The organism is Pseudomonas sp. D4002, assembly GCF_013385665.1.
Taxonomy (GTDB): Bacteria; Pseudomonadota; Gammaproteobacteria; order Pseudomonadales; family Pseudomonadaceae; genus Aquipseudomonas.
The window spans coordinates 165,505-183,659 of the sequence record NZ_JACAPN010000020.1; the positions used below are offsets into that span (position 1 = coordinate 165,505).

The following is an 18,155-nucleotide window of genomic DNA, read 5'->3' on the forward strand; positions in this document are numbered from 1 at the left end:
GTGCCTAAAGATTAAAAATGTCTGAAGGCAGGGTAACGAGGTCTGTCCTTTGGAATAAGCGTCCCGGCGGCAAAATACATTTGACCAAGGCGCACGAATCAACGGCATATTGTTAACCACTGATCAGCAAATGACCTCCCAGCGCGGCCATGCCGATAAAGAACACCCGCTTGAACAGCACGGCACTGATGCGCTGGCGCAGGGCCTGGCCCAGCCACATCCCGAGCAGCGCGGGAACCAGCGCCAACAACGAGGCGTTCAATTCACCGCCGCCCAGGCTGCCACGCCAGAACAGCCCGGCTGCCAGCGCCAGGGTCGACACGGTGAACGACAGCCCCAACGCTTGCACCAGCTGATCGCGGTTCAAGCCCAACGCTTGCAGATACGGCACCGCCGGTATCACGAACACCCCAGTGGCCGAGGTGATGACCCCGGTCAGCACGCCGCACAGCGGGCCCAGCCAACGCTCGGTGGCCGGGCTTACCTTGAACGTCGGCAGCAACAGCCCGCTCAAGGCATACACCAGCAGCGCGCCGCCCAACGCCCGCACCACCCAATGCCCGCCATCCATGCCCAGCCACACCGAGCCCAGCCCGGTGCCGAGGAAAATCAGCAGGAGCATCGGCCACAGGCGTTTGATCAACGCGCTCAGGTGACCGCCGAAGGCCAGTTGCCAGAGGTTGGTGACGGTGGACGGGATGATCAGCAACGCCGCAGCCTGCGCCGGCAACATAGCCAGGCCGAGCATGCCCATGGCGACGGTGGGCAGGCCCAGGCCGATGACGCCCTTGACCGTACCGGCCAGCAGGAAGGTGCCGATCACCAGCAATGTCAGGGCCGGGCCGAGGTTTTGGTAGAACGCGAGTAAGGTATTCATGGGTCGATTTTGCAGGTTTGGGTGATGTCTGAAAATTCGCCATATACTGAGGCAGCCTCTTGTTTTGCATGAGGCAGATGACCTCTTCGCGAGCAAGCCCGCTCCCACATTTAGATCTGTGAACCCTTTCAAAATGTGGGAGCGGGCTTGCTCGCGAAGAGGCCCGTCCAGACACTGAGATCCCCAGCCCATGCACTTTGACCTGATCGACCTGCGCCTGTACCTGCACATCCTCGACACCGGCAATATCACCGCCGGCGCCAGCCGCAGCCATTTGTCCCTGGCGGCGGCGAGTGCGCGGATCCGGGCGATGGAAGCCTCCCTGGGCATCGAGTTTCTTGAACGTGGCCGCCGTGGCGTCACCCCGACTGCTGCGGGTAAAGCCCTCGCCCGTCACGCCCGCCTGCTGTTGCAGCAAGCCGATCACCTGCAGCAAGACCTCGCGGAATACGCCAACGGCGTCAAGGGCCAAGTGCGCCTGCTGTGCAACACCACCGCCCTGAGCGAGTACCTGCCGGAACTGTTGGCGGACTTTCTGCACGAGCACCCCAACCTCGACATCGACCTGCAGGAACTGCCAAGCCTGCGCATCACCCACGCCTTGCGCCAGGGCGCGGCAGACCTGGGGATCATTTCCGATGCGGTAGACACCCACGGCCTGCAAACCCTGCCCTTTCGCGACGACCCGCTGGTGCTGATCATGCCGCTGGATCACCCGCTGGCCGGGCGCACCGTGAGTTTTATCGACAGCTTGCAGCACGACTACGTGGGCCTGGCCGCCGACAGCGCGCTGGCGGTGTACCTGGAGGAACAGGCATTGCACGCAGGCTTTCGCTTGCAGACACGCATCCGCGCTGATGGGTTTGACGGGCTGATTCGCATGGTCGCCCGGGGCGCCGGGCTGGGGATCGTGCCCCTGGCCGCGCTGGAACGCTGGCCGTTGGAGCGGCGCTTCAAGGCCCAACCCCTGAGCGAGGATTGGGCCTGCCGCAAACTGCTGTTATGCGCCCGCGAGTTCGAGCAATTGCCCGGTTACGCCGCCCAACTGCTAAACGCCCTCTCCCCCTGTAGGAGCGAGCTTGCTCGCGAAGCACGTCAACGATAACGCGGGCTTTCTGATTTAACCCGGCGCCCTCGGGTTTTTCGCGAGCAAGCTCGCTCCTACAAGGTTTTGGCGACCCTTGCGGAAGAATACGTAGTACACCAGCGACAGAATCAGCAGGAACGGCACCCCGAACACCAGCGTCATCTTGAACGCATCGGTGAAGAACGTGGTGATCATCACCGCGCCCATCAGCACCAGGCCCAGCAGCGTGCTGTAGGGAAACAGCGCCAGCTGGAACGACAGCTTCGCCCCGCCGTGACGCTTGCGGTAGCGGCGGAAAAACAGGTGCGTGAGGAAGATCATGAACCAGGTGAAGATCGCGCCAAACATCGAGATCGCCATCATCAGGGTGAACGAGCTTTCCGGGTACACCACGTTCAGCAGGGTCGCCAGGGCAATGCCCGAGCTGGACAGCAACAAGGCGTTCAACGGGATCCCGCTCTTGCTCAAGGCGCCCATGGACTTGGGCGCAAAACCGGCGCGGGACAGGCTGAACATCATGCGGGTGGTGATGTAGAGCTGGCTGTTCATCGCCGACAGCGCAGCGATCAGGATCACGAAGTTCATCACCCCGGTGGCGCCGGGAATGCCGATGGTCTGCATCACCGTGACGAACGGGCTCTGGGCGTGGCCGGCCTGGTTCCACGGCACGATGGCCAACATCAGCGCCAGGGTCAGCAGGTAGAACACCACCAGCCGCACGATGGTCGCGCGGAAGGCTTTTTTCACCGCCTGCTCCGGGTCGGCCGCTTCACCGGCGGCCACCGCGATCATTTCCACGCTCAGGTAACTGAAGATCGAGACGATCACCGCGATCCACATGCCGCTCAACCCGTTCGGGAAAAAGCCGCCGTGGGCCGTGTAGTTCTGCACACCGTAATCCGGGTTGCCGGAGCCGAACACCACGTACACCGCGAGGATGATGAAGCCGACAATCGCGCTGATCTTGATCGTGGAAAACCAGTACTCGAAGTTGCCGAAGGTCTTGACGCTGATGGCGTTGAGTACGATCAGCACGCTGGAAAACGAGACGATCCACACCCATTCCGGCACGTTGGCAAACCAGTACTTCATGTACATCGCCACCGCCGTGACCTCGGCGCCCACCGCCAGCACAATCGCCGCCCAGTACGCATAACGCACCAGGAAACCGGCCAGCGGGCTGACGTAAAATTCGGCATACGCGCCGAAGGAGCCCGAGGTGGAATGCGCCACGGTCATCTCCGCCAGGCAGCCCATCAACAGCAAAGTGATCAGCGCACCGATGGCATAGCTGACCAGCACGCTGGGCCCGGCATAGCCGATGGCGTAGGCGCTGCCCATGAACAGCCCGGTGCCGATGGCGCCACCGATGGCGATCATGCTCATCTGGCCGGAAGTGAGCTGGCGCCTGAGGCCCAGTTCGCGATTGGTGATTTCGGCAAAGCCTTGGTCTGGCGTGGTCACGTGGCGTGCCCCTTTATTATTGTGATTGCACTGCTTTCTGGTTGAAACACTGTTCCCTGTGGGAGCGGGCTTGCTCGCGAATGCGGTGTGCCAGTCAATACATCAGAGACTGATAGACCGCATTCGCGAGCAAGCCCGCTCCCACATTTTTTGCTCTGCGTTTACTCAGGTGACGCTGTGGCGAACCTTGAACTGCGGCTGGTCCCAGGTTCTCTGATCGAGAATCTCACCCAGGATTTCCACCGCATCCCACACTTCAGCAAAGCTGGTGTACAGCGGGGTAAACCCGAACCGCATGATGCGCGGCTCACGATAATCACCAATCACGCCACGAGCGATCAAGGCCTGGATAACCGCGTAGCCTTCCGGGTGTTCGAAGCTGACGTGGCTACCCCGTCGGGCATGCTCACGCGGGGTGATCAGGGTCAGGTCGTGGGCGGCGCAACGGCTTTCCACCAACTCGATAAACAGGTCGGTCAACGCCAGGGATTTAGAGCGCAAGCTGGCCATATCGGTCTGGGCGAAAATATCCAGGCCACACTCCACCATCGCCAGCGAGGTAATCGGCTGGGTGCCGCACAGGTAGCGGGCAATGCCCTGGCTCGGGGCATAACGCGATTCCATGGCGAACTGTCGGGTATGCCCGAACCAGCCCGACAGCGGCTGCGTAACCACATCCACCAGCGCCGGGTTGACCCACACAAACGCCTGGGAGCCGGGCCCGCCATTGAGGTATTTGTAAGTGCAACCAATCGCATAATCGGCACCGGCCTGATGCAGGTCGATCGGCACCGCGCCCGCCGAATGCGCCAGGTCCCAGATTGCCAGCGCGCCACATTCATGGCTCAAGGCAGTCTGGGCCTGCATGTCGTACATGTAGCCGGTCTTGTAGTTGACGTGGGTGAGCATCACCACGGCCGTGTCCTGGTCGATGGCTTTCGGCAGTTCGTCCGGGCTGTTGACCAGGCGCAGGGAGTAGCCCTGTTGCAGCAGTTCGGTGAGGCCTTCGGCGATGTACAGGTCGGTGGGGAAATTGCTCGCTTCGCTGACGATCACCTTGCGGCTTGGCGCGCGTTCGCGTTGCACGGTCAGCGCGGCGCTGAGCACTTTGAACAGGTTGATGGAGGTGGTATCGGTGATCACCACTTCACCGTCGCGGGCACCGATCAGCGGTGCCAGGCGATTGCCCAGGCGCTGGGACAGGTCGGCCCAGCCGGCACTGTTCCAACTGCGAATCAGCCCATTGCCCCACTCCTCGGCGATCACCGCTTGCGCCCGTTCCAGTGCCGCTACCGGGCGCGCACCGAGGGAGTTGCCGTCGAGGTAGATGACCCCGGCCGGCAAGGCGAATTGGTTGCGCAATGGCGCCAGCGGATCCTGGGCGTCGAGGGTCAGGCAATGGGTGCGGGTGGTCATGGTCAGTCCTGTTGTTGTAGTAACAATGAGCCAAATAATGAACGAAGCTTTAGAGAATTTTCGTGCAAAGTGGTGGGCAACAGGCTAATTAAGCTGTAGGAAATTCGAATTTAACCCCCAAACACGCGGATTTATTCTAACCATGATTCTCGACGCCACCGACCTGCGCCTTCTGCATTTCCTGCAACAGGATGGCCGTATCAGTAACCAGGAACTGGCGGAGAAAGTCGCCCTGTCGCCGTCGGCCTGCCTGCGGCGTTTGCGCCTGCTGGAAAGCGAGGGAATCATCAGTGGTTATCGGGCGGTGTTGAACGCCGAGCAGCTGGGGATCGAGCTGGAGGCCATCGTCCACCTGTCGTTACGCCAGGATGTGGAGGATTGGCACGAGACGTTTATCAAGAAGGTGCAAGGGTGGCCGGAGGTGGCCAGTGCGTACGTGATTACCGGGGCGAGCAATTATGTGCTGCGGGTGCAGGCGCGCAACCTCAAGCATTTTTCTGACTTTATCGTGAACCACCTGAACCGCACGGCGGGGGTGATGGATATTCGCTCGGAGATCGTGCTGCAGAAGATCAAGGATCGGGATGATCTGCTCGATCTGGTTGTTCGCAAATAGGCCAAACGATACAGCGCCAATGTGGGAGCGGGCTTGCTCGCGAAGGCGGAGTGTCAGTCACCGGAAATATTGACTGATCCACCGCATTCGCGAGCAAGCCCGCTCCCACATTTTTTTACCGCGTTCAGTCTTCGAGCGCGCGAACTCGTTGCATACGTTTCTGTTCGACAGGCGCAACTGCAGGTTGCAACTCGAAGTCAAAATCAATCTGCGCAAACTGCCCTTCCACACCAAATTCCTTCGCCAGGTTTGCGTCCTCGCTGAAGCGAATTTCGGCGATCAACTCATCCCGCGTCGCATAGGCAAAATCATCATGCAGGTACGGGTCATCCGACAGGTTGATCTGGGTGGTCAGGTGCCGATGGCCCGGCGCCGAGATGAAGAAGTGGATATGCGCCGGCCGCTGGCCATGGCGCCCCAACTGGTCCAGCAACTGCTGGGTCGGGCCGGTCGGCGGGCAGCCATACCCCGACGGCACGATGCTGCGAAAACGGTAGTTGCCCTGAGCATCGGTCTCGATTCGCCGACGCAGGTTGAACTCCGACTGTGTGCTGTCAAACCACGAATACGTACCACCGGTATTGGCCTGCCATACATCGACAATCGCCCCCGCCAACGGCTTGCCATTGGTGTCGCGCACCTGGCCCTGCATGAACAGCGGCACGCCCGGGTCCTGGCCGTCGTCCAGCCGCGCCTCGAACTTGGACAGCGGCGCACCGGCCACATACAGCGGGCCTTCGATGGTGCGCGGGGTGCCGCCGGATTTGCCGGCTTCCTCGTCCGCCGCGTCCATCAGCATGTCCAGGTAATGCTCCAGGCCCAACCCTGCCGCGAGCAAGCCGGCTTCTTGGTTCTTGCCCAGTTCGTTGAGGTAGTTGACCGCCTTCCAGAACTCTTCCGGGGTCACTTCCAGGTCTTCGATGATGTTCACCGTGTCCCGCAGGATCCGGTAGATCAGCGCCTTGGCCCGTGGGTTGCCGCCGTCGTTAAGGTTGCCGCTGGCTTCTTCGAGAAACTGTTGGGCGTGAGCAGTCTGGGAAAGTCGGATGGTCATGGTGCAATCCTCATCTTGTAATTATTAGGTGAAAAAACAGACTCAGCGATCATCCTCACGGATCGACGATGGATGCCGGCACAGGGCATTCACTTCGATGGCCATGTAAGGATAAAGCGGCAGTTGCATCAGCAGGTCATGCAGTTCCTGCACGCTGTCGACATCGAACACGCTGTAGTTGGCGTACAGCCCGGCGATGCGCCACAGGTGGCGCCATTTGCCTTGCTCCTGCAGCCGCTGGGAGAAGGCTTTTTCTTCAGCCTTGAGGCCGGCAGCGCGCTCGGGGTTCATGTCGACTGGCAGGTTCACGGTCATTTTTACGTGGAACAACATCGCAGGTGTCCTCTTGTTAGTTATCGCGACGGAAGAACGCCAGGCGCTCTTCATCGATGGCCAGGCCCAGGCCCGGAGCGGTGGAGACATGCAGGTGGAAATCGCGGTACACCAGCGGCTCGGCGAGGATGTCTTCGGTGAGCAGCAGCGGGCCGAACAGCTCGGTGTCCCACGCCAGTTTGTTCAAGGTGAGAAAGGCATGGGCCGAGGCCAGGGTGCCGATACCGCCTTCAAGCATGGTGCCGCCGTACAGGCCGATACCCGCCGCCTCGGCAATCGCTGCGGTGCGCAATACCGCACGCGGCCCGCCGTTTTTGGCGATCTTCAGGGCGAACACCGAGGCCGCGCCTTCGCGGGCCAGGTTGAAGGCATCTTCCACGCATTCGATGGATTCGTCGGCCATGATCGGCGCCGGGCTCGACAGGTTGAGCCGCACCATGCCGCCGCGGTTGTTGCGCGAGATCGGTTGTTCGATCAGGTCGATGCCGTTGTCCCCCAGCACCTTGCAGGCGCGCAGGGCCACGGCTTCGTCCCAGGCCTGGTTGACGTCGACCCGCACACTGGCGCGGTCGCCCAGGGCTTTTTTGATCGCGATGACGTGGGCCAGGTCCTGGCTGACTTCACCGGCGCCGATCTTCAATTTGAAAATGCGGTGCCGGCGCAGGTCGAGCATCTTCTCGGCCTCGGCGATGTCTTTTTCGGTGTTGCCGCTGGCCAGGGTCCAGGCCACCGGCAAGGCGTCCCGCACACGGCCGCCGAGCAATTCGCTGACCGGCAGGTTCAGGCGTTTGCCGAGGGCATCGAGCAAGGCGCTTTCGATACCCGACTTGGCAAAGGTGTTGCCCCGGATGCTGCGCTCCAGGCGCAACATGGCGGCATTGATGTTGCTCGCGTCCTGGCCGAGCAGCAGCGGCGCGAAGTGCCGGTCGATGTTGATCTTGATGCTGTCGGGGCTTTCATTGCCGTAGCTCAGGCCGCCGATGGTGGTGGATTCACCAATGCCTTCGATACCGTCGGCGCAGCGCACGCGGATGATCACCAGGGTCTGGTTCTGCATCGTGTGCATCGCCAGTTTGTGCGGGCGGATGGTAGGGAGATCGACGATGATGGTCTCGATCGACTCGATGGCGCAAATCGGCATGGCAATACCCGTTGGGTTCTTTATAGATTTGGCCTGATTCTGTTCCGGATCTCTGCTGGCTTCCAATATAGAATGAGTCTCGAACAATACCCTTAAGGTATGAATGGAGTCCTTATGGAACTGCGCCATCTGCGTTACTTCCAGGTGCTGGGGGAAACCCTCAACTTCACCCGCGCCGCCGAACGCCTGCACATTGCCCAGCCGCCGCTGAGCCGGCAGATCCAGCAACTGGAGGACGAACTGGGTGTGGTCCTGCTGGAGCGTGGGCGCCCGTTGCGCCTGACCGAAGCCGGGCGGTTTTTCTATGAGCACGCCAATGTGCTGCTGGAGCAACTGGGCAAGGTGTGTGACAACACCCGGCGCATCGGCCTTGGGCAGAAAACCTGGCTGGGCATCGGTTTTGCGCCGTCGACGCTGTACGGCGTGCTGCCGGAGTTGATTCGCCGGCTGCGCAGCCACGATGGCCTGGAGCTGGAGTTGGGCCTGTCGGAGATGACCACGCTGCAACAGGTCGAAGCCCTCAAGGCCGGGCGGATTGACGTAGGCTTCGGGCGGATTCGCATCGACGACCCGGCCATTGTGCAGCGGGTGTTGGTGGAGGACCGGTTGGTGGCGGTGTTGCCCGCCGGACATCCCCTGCTGGGCGCCCCGGCCACCCTGGCGCAATTGGCCGCTGAACCCTTCGTGCTGTATCCCGGCAACCCGCGCCCGAGCTACGCCGACCATGTGATCGCGCTGTTCGATGCCCATGGCTTGAGCCTGAAGGTTTCGCAGTGGACCAACGAATTGCAGACCGCCATTGGTCTGGTCGGCGCAGGCATGGGCGTGACCCTGGTACCCGCCTCGGTGCAGGTGCTGCACCGCGCAGACATTGGCTATACGCCGGTGGTGGAAGCCACCGCCACGTCGCCGATCATTCTCAGCCGGCGGATCAATGACCAGTCGCCGGGGCTCAGTCATTGCCTGCAACTGGTGGAAGAGTTGATTTAAAAGAACACCACACATCCAATGTGGGAGCGGGCTTGCTCGCGAATGCGCAGTGTCAGTCACCGAATGAGTTGGCTGATGCACCGCATTCGCGAGCAAGCCCGCTCCCACAGTTGATCTCCGTTGTTTTTGCGTAAGGTGTTCATCCACGCATACGCCGGGCGTCGTTGCGTTGCAGGGTCTGACTGGGGGATTCGTCGAACAGCTTGCGGTATTCGGCCGAGAATCGCCCCAGATGAGTAAAGCCCCAGCCCAGGGCGATTTCGGAGATGGTGCGCGTGGAGCCATGTTCGAGGATTTGCTGGCGCACGGCACCCAGGCGGTATTTCTTCAGATAGGCCATGGGCGACAGGGCGAAGTATTTGCGGAAGGCATCGAACAGCTTGAAGCGCGACACGCCCGCCGCCGCCTCCAGATCCTCCAGGTGCACCGTTTCCCGGGCGTTGTCGTGGATGTACTGTCGGGCACGAATCAAGTAGTGCGGCAGCTTCACCCCCAGCACGTCCCGCAGTTCTTCGGAATAGTTGTTCGGCTGGGCCAGGATCAGGCCCTTGATCAGCGAGCTTTCCAGGTCCCGGGTAAACGCCACCTGGTCATACAGCTCGCTGCTGCGCTCCAGCTCGGCGATGAAATACCGCGCCATGCGCCACCACGACGCGGAAGCGCCGTCCACCGCGTCCATCGCCGACTCGAAGCGCAGCGGCGCTTCAATCGGCCGCTGCAGCAGGCCTTCCAGGGATTCGCTCATCGCCGCACGGGTGATCACCACCTGCAACTTGCGGCAGTCGCCCGAGATCTCCAGCACCTGATGTTCGTTGGGCGAAATGATCACGCCCTGGTCACGGTTGGAGCTGAGCCGTACGCCGTTCTTGCTCAGTTCCTGCTCGCCCACCAGTGGCAAGGTCAGGCTGTAGCTGCTGAAGTGCTCGGCGTCTTCAATGTCGATGGTGACATCGGTGCCGTATTCGATAATCCCCAGCGTCGTGGCGCGGGACTTGAACACATTGGCGCTGTGGTGAAAGCGGATGCGCTCCGGCGTCGCGGTTTGCAGGCGGTGCGGCCCGCAAATGCCGGACATCCAGCTGCAGGCGCCTTCAAGGTCGAAGCGCTCGATACGTATATCGCGTGTATTGCTACTCATCACGGGGCACCCACGGCAATTGTGGCCGGCGCGCTCTGACGGCGCGTCCTGGTAGATCGACAGCAAGTTTTGCGCCACGCCAGCGGGATCGCCACTGGGTGGATAGCAACCGTCGACTAAGTGGATAACAAGCAGACTTTTCCGACAATCGCCTTGCAAGACAGTAGCGCATTCCGCCACCGCCCTGCACCGCCGTGGGTATTTCGTGCCCAACTAAGTGGCCCACCTTCCCCCATTAACCGGATAGCCCGGTGCCCCGCCGCAGCCTCTTAATGGCTTACCCGTTTAGCCATTATCAAAAAAGGTGCCTCCCATGAGTGGTGCAAGAAGCGTAGAGCAGTGGAAAAGCTTTATCGAAGGCTGCCTGGACTTTCGTCCGGTGGATGAGGTGTTCCGCATCGCCCGGGACATGTTCACCGAGCCGGAGTTGTTCGAGCTGGAAATGGAGCTGATCTTCGAAAAAAACTGGATCTATGCCTGTCACGAGAGCGAACTGGCCAACAAGCACGACTTCGTGACGATGCGCGCCGGGCGCCAGCCGATGATCATCACCCGCGACGGCGAAGGCCAGCTCAACGCGCTGATCAACGCCTGCCAGCATCGCGGCACCACCCTGACCCGAGTCGGCAAGGGCAACCAGTCCACGTTTACCTGCCCGTTCCACGCCTGGTGCTACAAGAGCGATGGCCGGCTGGTGAAGGTCAAGGCGCCGGGGGAATACCCGGAAGGCTTCGACAAGGCCACTCGCGGCCTGAAAAAAGCACGGATCGAGAGCTACAAGGGCTTCGTCTTCATCAGCCTCGACGTGAACGGCACCAACAGCCTGGAAGACTTCCTCGGCGACGCCAAAGTGTTCTTCGACATGATGGTCGCCCAATCGGCCACCGGTGAGCTGGAAGTGCTGCCGGGCAAGTCGGCCTACACCTACGACGGTAACTGGAAACTGCAAAACGAGAACGGCCTGGACGGTTATCACGTCAGCACCGTGCACTACAACTACGTGGCCACGGTGCAGCATCGCCAGCAGGTCAATACGGAAAACGGCACCGGCTCGGGCACGACACTGGACTACAGCAAACTCGGCGCCGGCGACGCGAACACCGATGACGGCTGGTTCGCCTTCAACAATGGCCACAGCCTGTTGTTCAGCGACATGCCCAACCCCACCGTGCGTTCGGGCTACGCCACCATCATGCCGCGCCTGATCGAAGAACACGGCCAGCAAAAAGCCGAATGGATGATGCACCGCCTGCGCAACCTGAACATCTACCCAAGCCTGTTCTTCCTCGACCAGATCAGCTCGCAGCTGCGGATCATCCGGCCCATCGCGTGGAACAAGACCGAAATCATCAGCCAGTGCCTGGGGGTGAAGAACGAGCCTGACGCCGACCGTGAAAACCGTATTCGCCAGTTCGAGGATTTCTTCAACGTCTCGGGCATGGGCACGCCGGATGACCTGGTGGAGTTCCGCGAAGCCCAGCGCGGCTTCCAGGGCCGCCTGGAGCGCTGGAGCGATATCTCCCGCGGCAGCCATCGCTGGGAAACCGGGCCTACGCCCAACAGCGAATCCATCGGCATCCAGCCGGCGATGACCGGCACCGAATTCACCCACGAAGGGCTGTACGTCAACCAGCACCGCAACTGGCAGAAATTCCTGCTGGACGGACTCGACCAGCAAGCCCTGAAACTGCGGGAGGTGGAATGATGAATGCGCAATTGCAGTACCGGATCGAGCAGTTTTTTTACCGTAAATCCGAGCTGTGCGATGCCCAGGACTGGGACGCCTACGTGCAGTTGTTCGACCCGCAGAGTGAATTCCACCTGCCGCAGTGGGATTCGGAACATGTCTACACCCGCGACCCGAAGCGCGAAATGTCGTTGATCTACTACGCCAACCGCTCGGGGCTGGAGGATCGGGTGTTTCGCCTGCGCACGGGCAAGGCCGCGTCGGCCACGCCGATGCCAAGGACGCTGCATTTGATCAACAACGTGCGGATTGCCGAGCAACCGGACGGGCTGCTGGAGGTGAAGTTGAACTGGCATACGTTGTTCTATCGGCTGGCGACGTCGGAGCAGTTCTACGGCAGCGCCACTTACAGCCTCAAGCCCGATGGCGACAGTTGGTTGATCACCCGCAAGCATGCGCTGCTGCTCAACGACACCATCAACTCGGTGCTGGATTTCTATCACCTGTGACCTGATGCATTACACCTGTGGCGAGGGAGCTTGCTCCCGCTGGACCGGGTTGGCGCTCCAGTGCGTAGCGCTCCCGGCTTTTTGGGGCTGCTGCGCAGCCCAGCGGGAGCAAGCTCCCTCGCCACAGGTAAATCGCAGGCATAGAAAATCAAACTCGCGGAGTTCTGCGAATGAATCACAAAGTGGCCTTCAGTTTTGCCGACGGCAAGACCCTGTTTTTCCCGGTGGGCGCCAATGAGATCCTGTTGGATGCAGCCTTGCGCAACGGCATCAAGATCCCGCTCGACTGCCGCGAAGGCGTATGCGGCACTTGCCAGGGCCGCTGCGAGTCCGGCGACTACAGCCAGGACTACGTGGACGAGGAAGCCCTCTCCAGCCTTGACCTGCAACAACGCAAAATGCTCAGCTGCCAGACCCGGGTCCAATCCGATGCGGCGTTCTACTTCGATTTTGATTCCAGCCTGTGCAACGCGCCGGGGCCAGTACAAATCCGCAGTACGGTGAGCCAAGTGCAACAGGTCTCGGCCAGCACCGCGATCCTGCACCTGCAGCTTGAACGCCCATTGGACTTTTTGCCGGGCCAATATGCCCGCCTGTCGATTCCCGGCACCGACAGTTGGCGCTCCTACTCTTTCGCCAACCGCCCGGGCAATCAGTTGCAGTTCCTGATCCGCCTGCTGCCCGATGGCGTGATGAGCAACTACATTCGCGAACGCTGCCAGGTCGGTGATGAGTTGCTGCTGGAAGCGCCATTGGGTGCCTTCTACCTTCGGCATGTCACCCGACCGCTGGTGTTGGTGGCCGGTGGCACTGGTTTATCGGCGCTGCTGGGCATGCTTGACGACCTGGCCGCCAGCACCTGCCAACAGCCGGTGCACCTGTATTACGGCGTGCGGGGTGCGGCCGATTTATGCGAGGCAACACGCATAAAAGCCTACGCCGATACGATCCCAAGGTTTCGCTACACCGAGGTACTCAGCGACCCACCTTCGGACTGGGCCGGCAAACGCGGCTACCTCACCGAGCATTTCGACCTGGCCGAATTGCGGGATCAATCGGCAGATATGTACGTCTGCGGCCCCCCTCCGATGGTCGAATCCATCAAACAATGGCTGCTGGATCAGGCACTTGATGGCGTTCAGCTGTATTACGAAAAGTTTACCGAGAGTAATATCTGACCCCTCAGCGGTATGAGGGGCTGGTTCGGTGTGCGATCAACCCTGAAAAAAACAAGTAGAAGGGAATGTTAATGGCGGATGACATGGTTAACCCGGTGGGCCTCAAGCGTGGCCTGAAGAACCGGCATATTCAGCTGATTGCCTTGGGAGGGGCGATCGGGACCGGGCTGTTCCTCGGCTCGGCGGGCGTGCTCAAGTCGGCGGGGCCGTCGATGATCCTGGGCTATGCGGTAGCCGGGTTCATCGCGTTCCTGATCATGCGCCAGCTGGGCGAAATGATCGTCGAGGAACCGGTGGCCGGCTCCTTCAGCCACTTCGCCCACAAGTACTGGGGCGGTTACGCAGGCTTCCTCGCCGGCTGGAACTACTGGGTACTCTACGTGCTGGTGGGCATGGCCGAGCTGACAGCGGTGGGCAAGTACATCCAGTTCTGGTGGCCGGAAATTCCGACCTGGGTCAGTGCGGTGGTGTTCTTTGTGCTGGTCAACCTGATCAACACCCTCAACGTGAAGTTCTTCGGTGAGACCGAGTTCTGGTTCGCGATCATCAAGGTGGTGGCGATTGTCGGCATGATCGTGCTCGGCTGCTACCTGCTGTTCAGCGGCACCGGCGGCCCGCAGGCCTCGGTGAGCAACCTGTGGAGCCACGGCGGGTTCTTCCCGAATGGCGGCATGGGGCTGTTGATGTCCATGGCGTTCATCATGTTCTCGTTCGGCGGCCTGGAGCTGGTGGGTATTACCGCCGCCGAAGCCAGCGAACCCCGCAAGGTGATCCCGAAGGCGATCAACCAGGTGGTGTACCGGATCCTGATTTTCTACGTCGGCGCCCTTACCGTGCTGCTGTCGTTGTACCCATGGGATCAACTGCTGCAAACCCTCGGCGCGTCGGGCGATGCCTACAGCGGCAGTCCGTTCGTGCAGATCTTTTCCTTGATCGGTAACGACACCGCCGCCCACATCCTCAACTTCGTGGTCCTGACCGCGGCACTGTCGGTGTACAACAGCGGCGTGTACTGCAACAGCCGCATGCTGTTCGGCCTGGCCGAGCAAGGCGATGCGCCGAAAGCGCTGATGAAGTTGAACAAGCAAGGCGTGCCGCTGCGTGCCCTGGGCATCTCGGCCCTGGTGACGCTGCTATGTGTGGTGATCAACTACGTGGCGCCGCATGACGCACTGGAGCTGTTGTTTGCGCTGGTGGTTGCCTCGCTGATGATCAACTGGGCGCTGATCAGCCTGACCCACATCAAGTTCCGCAAGGCCATGGGCGAGCAAGGCGTGGTGCCGTCGTTCAAGACCTTCTGGTTCCCGTTCAGCAACTACCTGTGCCTGGCGTTCATGCTGATGATCATCTGCGTGATGCTGGCGATTCCGGGTGTGCGGGCGTCGGTGTATGCGATTCCGGTCTGGGTCGGGATCATCTATGTGGCGTACCGGTTGCGGTTGAATAACGCGAAGGCAGTAACAGCGCAATAACCCATGTGGGAGCGGGCTTGTGTGGGAGCGGGCTTGCTCGCGAAGGCGTCGTGTCAGTCACCTGATGTATTGACTGACACACCGCTTTCGCGAGCAAGCCCGCTCCCACATTTGGATCGTATTGCAAATGAAAAGCCCCGGTACTGATGAGTACCGGGGCTTTTTGTTGGGCCTTGATTACAGCGTAGAACGCACTCGCCACAGCTCGGGGAACAATACGGTGTCGAGCATCTTGCGCAGGTAGCCCACGCCTTCGGTGCCGCCCGTACCAGGCTGGAAGCCGATGATCCGCTCCACGGTGGTGACATGGCGGAAGCGCCACTGGCGGAAGGAATCTTCCAGGTCGATAAACTTTTCGGCCAACTGGTACAGGTCCCAATACCGGCTCGGATCGCGATAAACCTCGCGCCACGCCGCCTCCACGGAATCATCGTGAACCGTTGGCGCCGTCGGGTCGCGTTCGGCGCGCTTGGGGTCGATCGCCAGCCCGGCCTTGGTCATCAGGTTGATCGCTTCGTCATACAGCGACGGCGTGGCAATCGCCACCTGCAGCTCCTTCAACAACTCCGGCCGGTGGGCGTGAGGCCGCAACAGCGCCGCGCTTTTGTTGCCGAGGATGAATTCGATTTCCCGGTACTGGAACGACTGGAAACCCGACGACTGCCCCAGGTACGGGCGGATCGACTTGTACTCCGACGGCGTCATGGTCGCCAGTACCGCCCAGGCGTGCACCAACTGGTCAAAGATCCGCGACACCCGCGCCAGCATCTTGAACGCCGGCGGCAGCTCACCCAGGCGCACGTGTTCGCGGGCGGCCTTGAGTTCGTGGAGCATCAACTTCATCCACAGCTCCGAGGTCTGGTGCTGGATGATGAACAGCATCTCGTTGTGGTCCGGCGACAGCGGGTGCTGGGCGCTGAGCACTTTGCCCAGGTCCAGGTAGTCGCCGTAGCTCATGGACTCGGAAAAATTCAGCTCGGCGTTATGCCATTCTTCCGGCGGCTGGTAGTCAGGGGAGAAAGGACACTGGCTCATCGCGTGGGCTCCTTGAGCGGGCGGAGAATGGCTCGTACCGGGCTGGCATCGAGGTTGGCAAAACGCAGCGGCAGCGCGATCAACTCGTAATCGCCCTCCGGCACGTCGTCGAGGACGATGCCTTCGAGAATCGCCATGCCATGAGAGGCGACGGCGTTGTGGGAATCCATGGTCTTGGACTGCTGCGGGTCCAGGGACGGCGTGTCGATGCCGATCAGGCGCACGCCGAGGCTGAACAGCAACTCGACCGTTTGCGGGGCGACGGCGGTGAAATTCGAATCCCAGGCATCCAGCGGCGCCTGTTGATAAGTGCGCAACAGTACACGCTCCGGCAGGTTTTCCAGGCGGCCTTCCAACTGATGCGGCTGCACCAGCGCGCCGCTGCCCAGGCAATGCAGCACCCGGCACGGGCCCATGTACACATCCAGAGACACTTCGCCAATCGGCGCGCCGTCCGCGCTGTAGTGCAACGGCGCGTCCACATGGGCGCCGGTGTGGGGCGACAGGGTGATGCGTCCGACATTCACCGGGCACTCGGGGCCGAACTGCCAGACCCGCTCTTCCTGAAACGGCGTATCACCCGGCCAGGTCGGGGTCGCGGTGCTCAAGGGCGGGCTGATGTCCCACCACGTTTTTATTGGATTCATTTCAAGGCTCTCGGTCGTTACTGGGGTGAATGATACGAGGGCCGGCTGTAAATATTCTTGCGAATTCCAGCGCAAAGCGGGAAATCTTTCGCACTTACTGCGAGGAAATGGCTGATTGGCGCACAGATATTTCGTACTGACTCAATCCTTCAAACAACAAATATCCCCTGTGGGAGCCGGGCTTGCCCGCGATGAGGTCGGCACAGCGTGCCCTTCCATCGCCTGACACTCCGCCATCGCGGGCAAGCCCGGCTCCCACAGGGGTTGGCGGTGACTCACGGCTGTGCAAATGACTGCGCTTCTGGGCATCCCGATGTCGAGTCCAGACCACTGGCGGGCCGCCCAAGGCGATAGGGTTCGGACTTCCCTTCCACTGCCTCGGAATCATCATGTCCAAGCCAATCACCGTACTGCGCGACACCCATCCACTGCCGGTGCTGGACGCCTGCAAATGGGAAAAACTCGAAGGCGACCCGCACACCGTCAACCTCAACGCCTACACCAGCGAGGACGGCAGCAAGATCATGGGCACCTGGATCTGCACCCCGGGCAAATGGCGGGTGGAGTATGTGAAGTGGGAATACTGTCACTTCCAGGAAGGCTACTGCGTGATCACCCCGGACGGCCTGGAGCCGATCCATTTGCGGGCCGGGGATATCTTTGTGGTGGAGCCGGGGATGAAGGGGACGTGGGAAGTGGTCGAGACGGTGCGTAAGTATTTTGTGTTTGCCTGATCCCACCTCCTGGAAAGGGGTCGCCCTGGCCCCTTTTACCTCAACGACGACCGTCGCGCCCTTCTGATAAAAGCAGCACCTCCCTGCCCCTCTTCCAATAACAATCGCTGTTATTCGTGACAACAACCCTTGATATTCGAAAACAATCAATTAGTATTTTGTGACAGAATATTGTGAGCGCCAAGTTCTTGAAAAAATCTCATGACGTAATGCGCAAAATACATAATCAAACTCACCAAACAGTACAACCACTACTTTAGTTATAGATAAGATTGACTTTTGACACCCCCTACACTTTGAGATAGCTTTCTTGCAACCGGTCTATACTCGAATCTCATAGCATTATAACCCGATGATAATAAGAGGTACGGAGAAGGTGCAGAACTTCACATAATCGCAACCTTCACTGCACATTGATGGAAAACGCGCAGCGATTTGAATTAGACTCCAATGAATCAGTTGATTACCCCATTGGTTTGTTCTAAGGACTCCACACGTCTTCCAGCACTTACTGCACGCGGCAGTCGAGACCGCGCTTTTGTAAAAGGATCAAGAAAATGCCTGAAAAAACAACACGTCTGACCATTCTCATCGACTTCCCGACCAAGCAGCGTCTGGAGTCGCTGTCCGAGGAAGTTGACCTTACTATTTCTCAGGTTATTCGCAAGCTGATTCGTGACCATCTCCAGCAATACGAGAGCCAAGTCCCGCCCTCCGTGCTGGAGCCGGAGAAAGAGGATTCATCGCTCTGCTCTTGATATATCAGCCTGGTTAATT

General features: G+C 60.4%; 18 protein-coding genes. 9 read left to right on the plus strand and 9 right to left on the minus strand.

What is annotated here, in order from left to right:
- Positions 1-112 precede the first annotated feature (112 nt).
- Positions 113-877 (minus strand): sulfite exporter TauE/SafE family protein, encoded by a 765-nt coding sequence (locus HX824_RS14940; protein ID WP_177054745.1) that lies wholly within the window; start codon positions 875-877, stop codon positions 113-115.
- A gap of 190 nt (positions 878-1,067) precedes the next feature.
- On the opposite strand from HX824_RS14940, the gene HX824_RS14945 reads away from it, so the two are divergent.
- The gene (locus HX824_RS14945) at positions 1,068-1,982 is read left to right on the plus strand and encodes a LysR substrate-binding domain-containing protein (protein ID WP_102605602.1); all 915 of its coding nucleotides are present in this window, start codon (positions 1,068-1,070) and stop codon (positions 1,980-1,982) included.
- A gap of 15 nt (positions 1,983-1,997) precedes the next feature.
- Here HX824_RS14945 and HX824_RS14950 read toward each other — a convergent pair whose 3' ends face one another.
- On the minus strand, positions 1,998-3,428 hold the full coding sequence (locus tag HX824_RS14950; RefSeq protein WP_008436684.1) for an amino acid permease: 1,431 nt from the start codon (positions 3,426-3,428) through the stop codon (positions 1,998-2,000).
- A gap of 165 nt (positions 3,429-3,593) precedes the next feature.
- A complete protein-coding gene (kynU, locus tag HX824_RS14955) occupies positions 3,594-4,844 on the minus strand; it encodes a kynureninase (RefSeq protein ID WP_003212302.1) in 1,251 nt (416 codons plus the stop codon).
- Between the two features lie 142 nt (positions 4,845-4,986).
- Between kynU and HX824_RS14960 the strand changes: the two genes are divergently transcribed.
- Positions 4,987-5,460: an Lrp/AsnC family transcriptional regulator gene (locus HX824_RS14960; RefSeq protein ID WP_003212305.1), complete on the plus strand. Its 474-nt coding sequence runs from the start codon at positions 4,987-4,989 to the stop codon at positions 5,458-5,460.
- Positions 5,461-5,584: 124 nt separating this feature from the next.
- Here HX824_RS14960 and catA read toward each other — a convergent pair whose 3' ends face one another.
- The 3 genes from catA to HX824_RS14975 are packed head-to-tail and all read right to left on the minus strand — an operon-like array spanning position 5,585 to position 7,988.
- A complete protein-coding gene (gene catA / locus HX824_RS14965) occupies positions 5,585-6,514 on the minus strand; it encodes a catechol 1,2-dioxygenase (RefSeq protein WP_177054746.1) in 930 nt (309 codons plus the stop codon).
- Between the two features lie 42 nt (positions 6,515-6,556).
- A complete protein-coding gene (catC, locus tag HX824_RS14970) occupies positions 6,557-6,847 on the minus strand; it encodes a muconolactone Delta-isomerase (RefSeq protein WP_003212310.1) in 291 nt (96 codons plus the stop codon).
- Between the two features lie 16 nt (positions 6,848-6,863).
- A complete protein-coding gene (locus tag HX824_RS14975) occupies positions 6,864-7,988 on the minus strand; it encodes a muconate cycloisomerase family protein (RefSeq protein ID WP_003212312.1) in 1,125 nt (374 codons plus the stop codon).
- Between the two features lie 114 nt (positions 7,989-8,102).
- On the opposite strand from HX824_RS14975, the gene HX824_RS14980 reads away from it, so the two are divergent.
- On the plus strand, positions 8,103-8,978 hold the full coding sequence (locus HX824_RS14980; protein WP_003212314.1) for a LysR family transcriptional regulator: 876 nt from the start codon (positions 8,103-8,105) through the stop codon (positions 8,976-8,978).
- Positions 8,979-9,117: 139 nt separating this feature from the next.
- Here the strand turns inward: HX824_RS14980 and HX824_RS14985 are convergent, their stop codons facing one another.
- A complete protein-coding gene (locus HX824_RS14985) occupies positions 9,118-10,116 on the minus strand; it encodes a helix-turn-helix domain-containing protein (RefSeq protein ID WP_177054747.1) in 999 nt (332 codons plus the stop codon).
- 313 nt (positions 10,117-10,429) lie between these two features.
- On the opposite strand from HX824_RS14985, the gene antA reads away from it, so the two are divergent.
- The 4 genes from antA (at position 10,430) to HX824_RS15005 (ending at position 14,962) form a co-directional block, all read left to right on the plus strand.
- Positions 10,430-11,821, plus strand: a complete 1,392-nt coding sequence (gene antA / locus HX824_RS14990; RefSeq protein WP_177054748.1) for an anthranilate 1,2-dioxygenase large subunit — start codon at positions 10,430-10,432, stop codon at positions 11,819-11,821.
- Positions 11,821-12,312, plus strand: a complete 492-nt coding sequence (gene antB, locus HX824_RS14995; RefSeq protein ID WP_003212320.1) for an anthranilate 1,2-dioxygenase small subunit — start codon at positions 11,821-11,823, stop codon at positions 12,310-12,312. Before antA ends, antB begins: the two co-directional genes overlap by 1 nt.
- A gap of 170 nt (positions 12,313-12,482) precedes the next feature.
- Positions 12,483-13,490 (plus strand): anthranilate 1,2-dioxygenase electron transfer component AntC, encoded by a 1,008-nt coding sequence (antC, locus tag HX824_RS15000; protein ID WP_177054749.1) that lies wholly within the window; start codon positions 12,483-12,485, stop codon positions 13,488-13,490.
- A gap of 71 nt (positions 13,491-13,561) precedes the next feature.
- Positions 13,562-14,962: an amino acid permease gene (locus tag HX824_RS15005; protein ID WP_003212324.1), complete on the plus strand. Its 1,401-nt coding sequence runs from the start codon at positions 13,562-13,564 to the stop codon at positions 14,960-14,962.
- A gap of 177 nt (positions 14,963-15,139) precedes the next feature.
- Here the strand turns inward: HX824_RS15005 and kynA are convergent, their stop codons facing one another.
- Positions 15,140-15,997, minus strand: coding sequence for a tryptophan 2,3-dioxygenase (gene kynA / locus HX824_RS15010; RefSeq protein WP_008436669.1), 858 nt, complete (start codon positions 15,995-15,997; stop codon positions 15,140-15,142).
- Entirely contained in the window at positions 15,994-16,644 is a 651-nt protein-coding gene (gene kynB / locus HX824_RS15015) for an arylformamidase (protein ID WP_177021611.1), read from the minus strand. Before kynB ends, kynA begins: the two co-directional genes overlap by 4 nt.
- Before the next feature lie 389 nt (positions 16,645-17,033).
- Here kynB and HX824_RS15020 point away from each other — a divergent pair, with 389 nt between their 5' ends.
- Both HX824_RS15020 and HX824_RS15025 read left to right on the plus strand, forming a co-directional pair.
- Positions 17,034-17,378 (plus strand): cupin domain-containing protein, encoded by a 345-nt coding sequence (locus tag HX824_RS15020; RefSeq protein WP_003212331.1) that lies wholly within the window; start codon positions 17,034-17,036, stop codon positions 17,376-17,378.
- A gap of 557 nt (positions 17,379-17,935) precedes the next feature.
- Positions 17,936-18,136, plus strand: a complete 201-nt coding sequence (locus tag HX824_RS15025) for a hypothetical protein (RefSeq protein ID WP_003212332.1) — start codon at positions 17,936-17,938, stop codon at positions 18,134-18,136.
- Positions 18,137-18,155 lie beyond the last annotated feature (19 nt).

Coding starts and splice junctions, on each gene's coding strand:
- HX824_RS15025 (WP_003212332.1), top strand. CDS start 17,936: ATGCCTGAAAAAACAACACGTCTGACCATTCTCATCGACTTCCCGACC.
- antB (WP_003212320.1), top strand. CDS start 11,821: ATGAATGCGCAATTGCAGTACCGGATCGAGCAGTTTTTTTACCGTAAA.
- HX824_RS14985 (WP_177054747.1), bottom strand. CDS start 10,116: ATGAGTAGCAATACACGCGATATACGTATCGAGCGCTTCGACCTTGAA.
- catC (WP_003212310.1), bottom strand. CDS start 6,847: ATGTTGTTCCACGTAAAAATGACCGTGAACCTGCCAGTCGACATGAAC.
- kynU (WP_003212302.1), bottom strand. CDS start 4,844: ATGACCACCCGCACCCATTGCCTGACCCTCGACGCCCAGGATCCGCTG.
- HX824_RS15005 (WP_003212324.1), top strand. CDS start 13,562: ATGGCGGATGACATGGTTAACCCGGTGGGCCTCAAGCGTGGCCTGAAG.
- kynA (WP_008436669.1), bottom strand. CDS start 15,997: ATGAGCCAGTGTCCTTTCTCCCCTGACTACCAGCCGCCGGAAGAATGG.
- catA (WP_177054746.1), bottom strand. CDS start 6,514: ATGACCATCCGACTTTCCCAGACTGCTCACGCCCAACAGTTTCTCGAA.
- HX824_RS15020 (WP_003212331.1), top strand. CDS start 17,034: ATGTCCAAGCCAATCACCGTACTGCGCGACACCCATCCACTGCCGGTG.
- HX824_RS14980 (WP_003212314.1), top strand. CDS start 8,103: ATGGAACTGCGCCATCTGCGTTACTTCCAGGTGCTGGGGGAAACCCTC.
- HX824_RS14940 (WP_177054745.1), bottom strand. CDS start 877: ATGAATACCTTACTCGCGTTCTACCAAAACCTCGGCCCGGCCCTGACA.
- kynB (WP_177021611.1), bottom strand. CDS start 16,644: ATGAATCCAATAAAAACGTGGTGGGACATCAGCCCGCCCTTGAGCACC.
- HX824_RS14975 (WP_003212312.1), bottom strand. CDS start 7,988: ATGCCGATTTGCGCCATCGAGTCGATCGAGACCATCATCGTCGATCTC.
- HX824_RS14945 (WP_102605602.1), top strand. CDS start 1,068: ATGCACTTTGACCTGATCGACCTGCGCCTGTACCTGCACATCCTCGAC.
- antA (WP_177054748.1), top strand. CDS start 10,430: ATGAGTGGTGCAAGAAGCGTAGAGCAGTGGAAAAGCTTTATCGAAGGC.
- HX824_RS14960 (WP_003212305.1), top strand. CDS start 4,987: ATGATTCTCGACGCCACCGACCTGCGCCTTCTGCATTTCCTGCAACAG.
- antC (WP_177054749.1), top strand. CDS start 12,483: ATGAATCACAAAGTGGCCTTCAGTTTTGCCGACGGCAAGACCCTGTTT.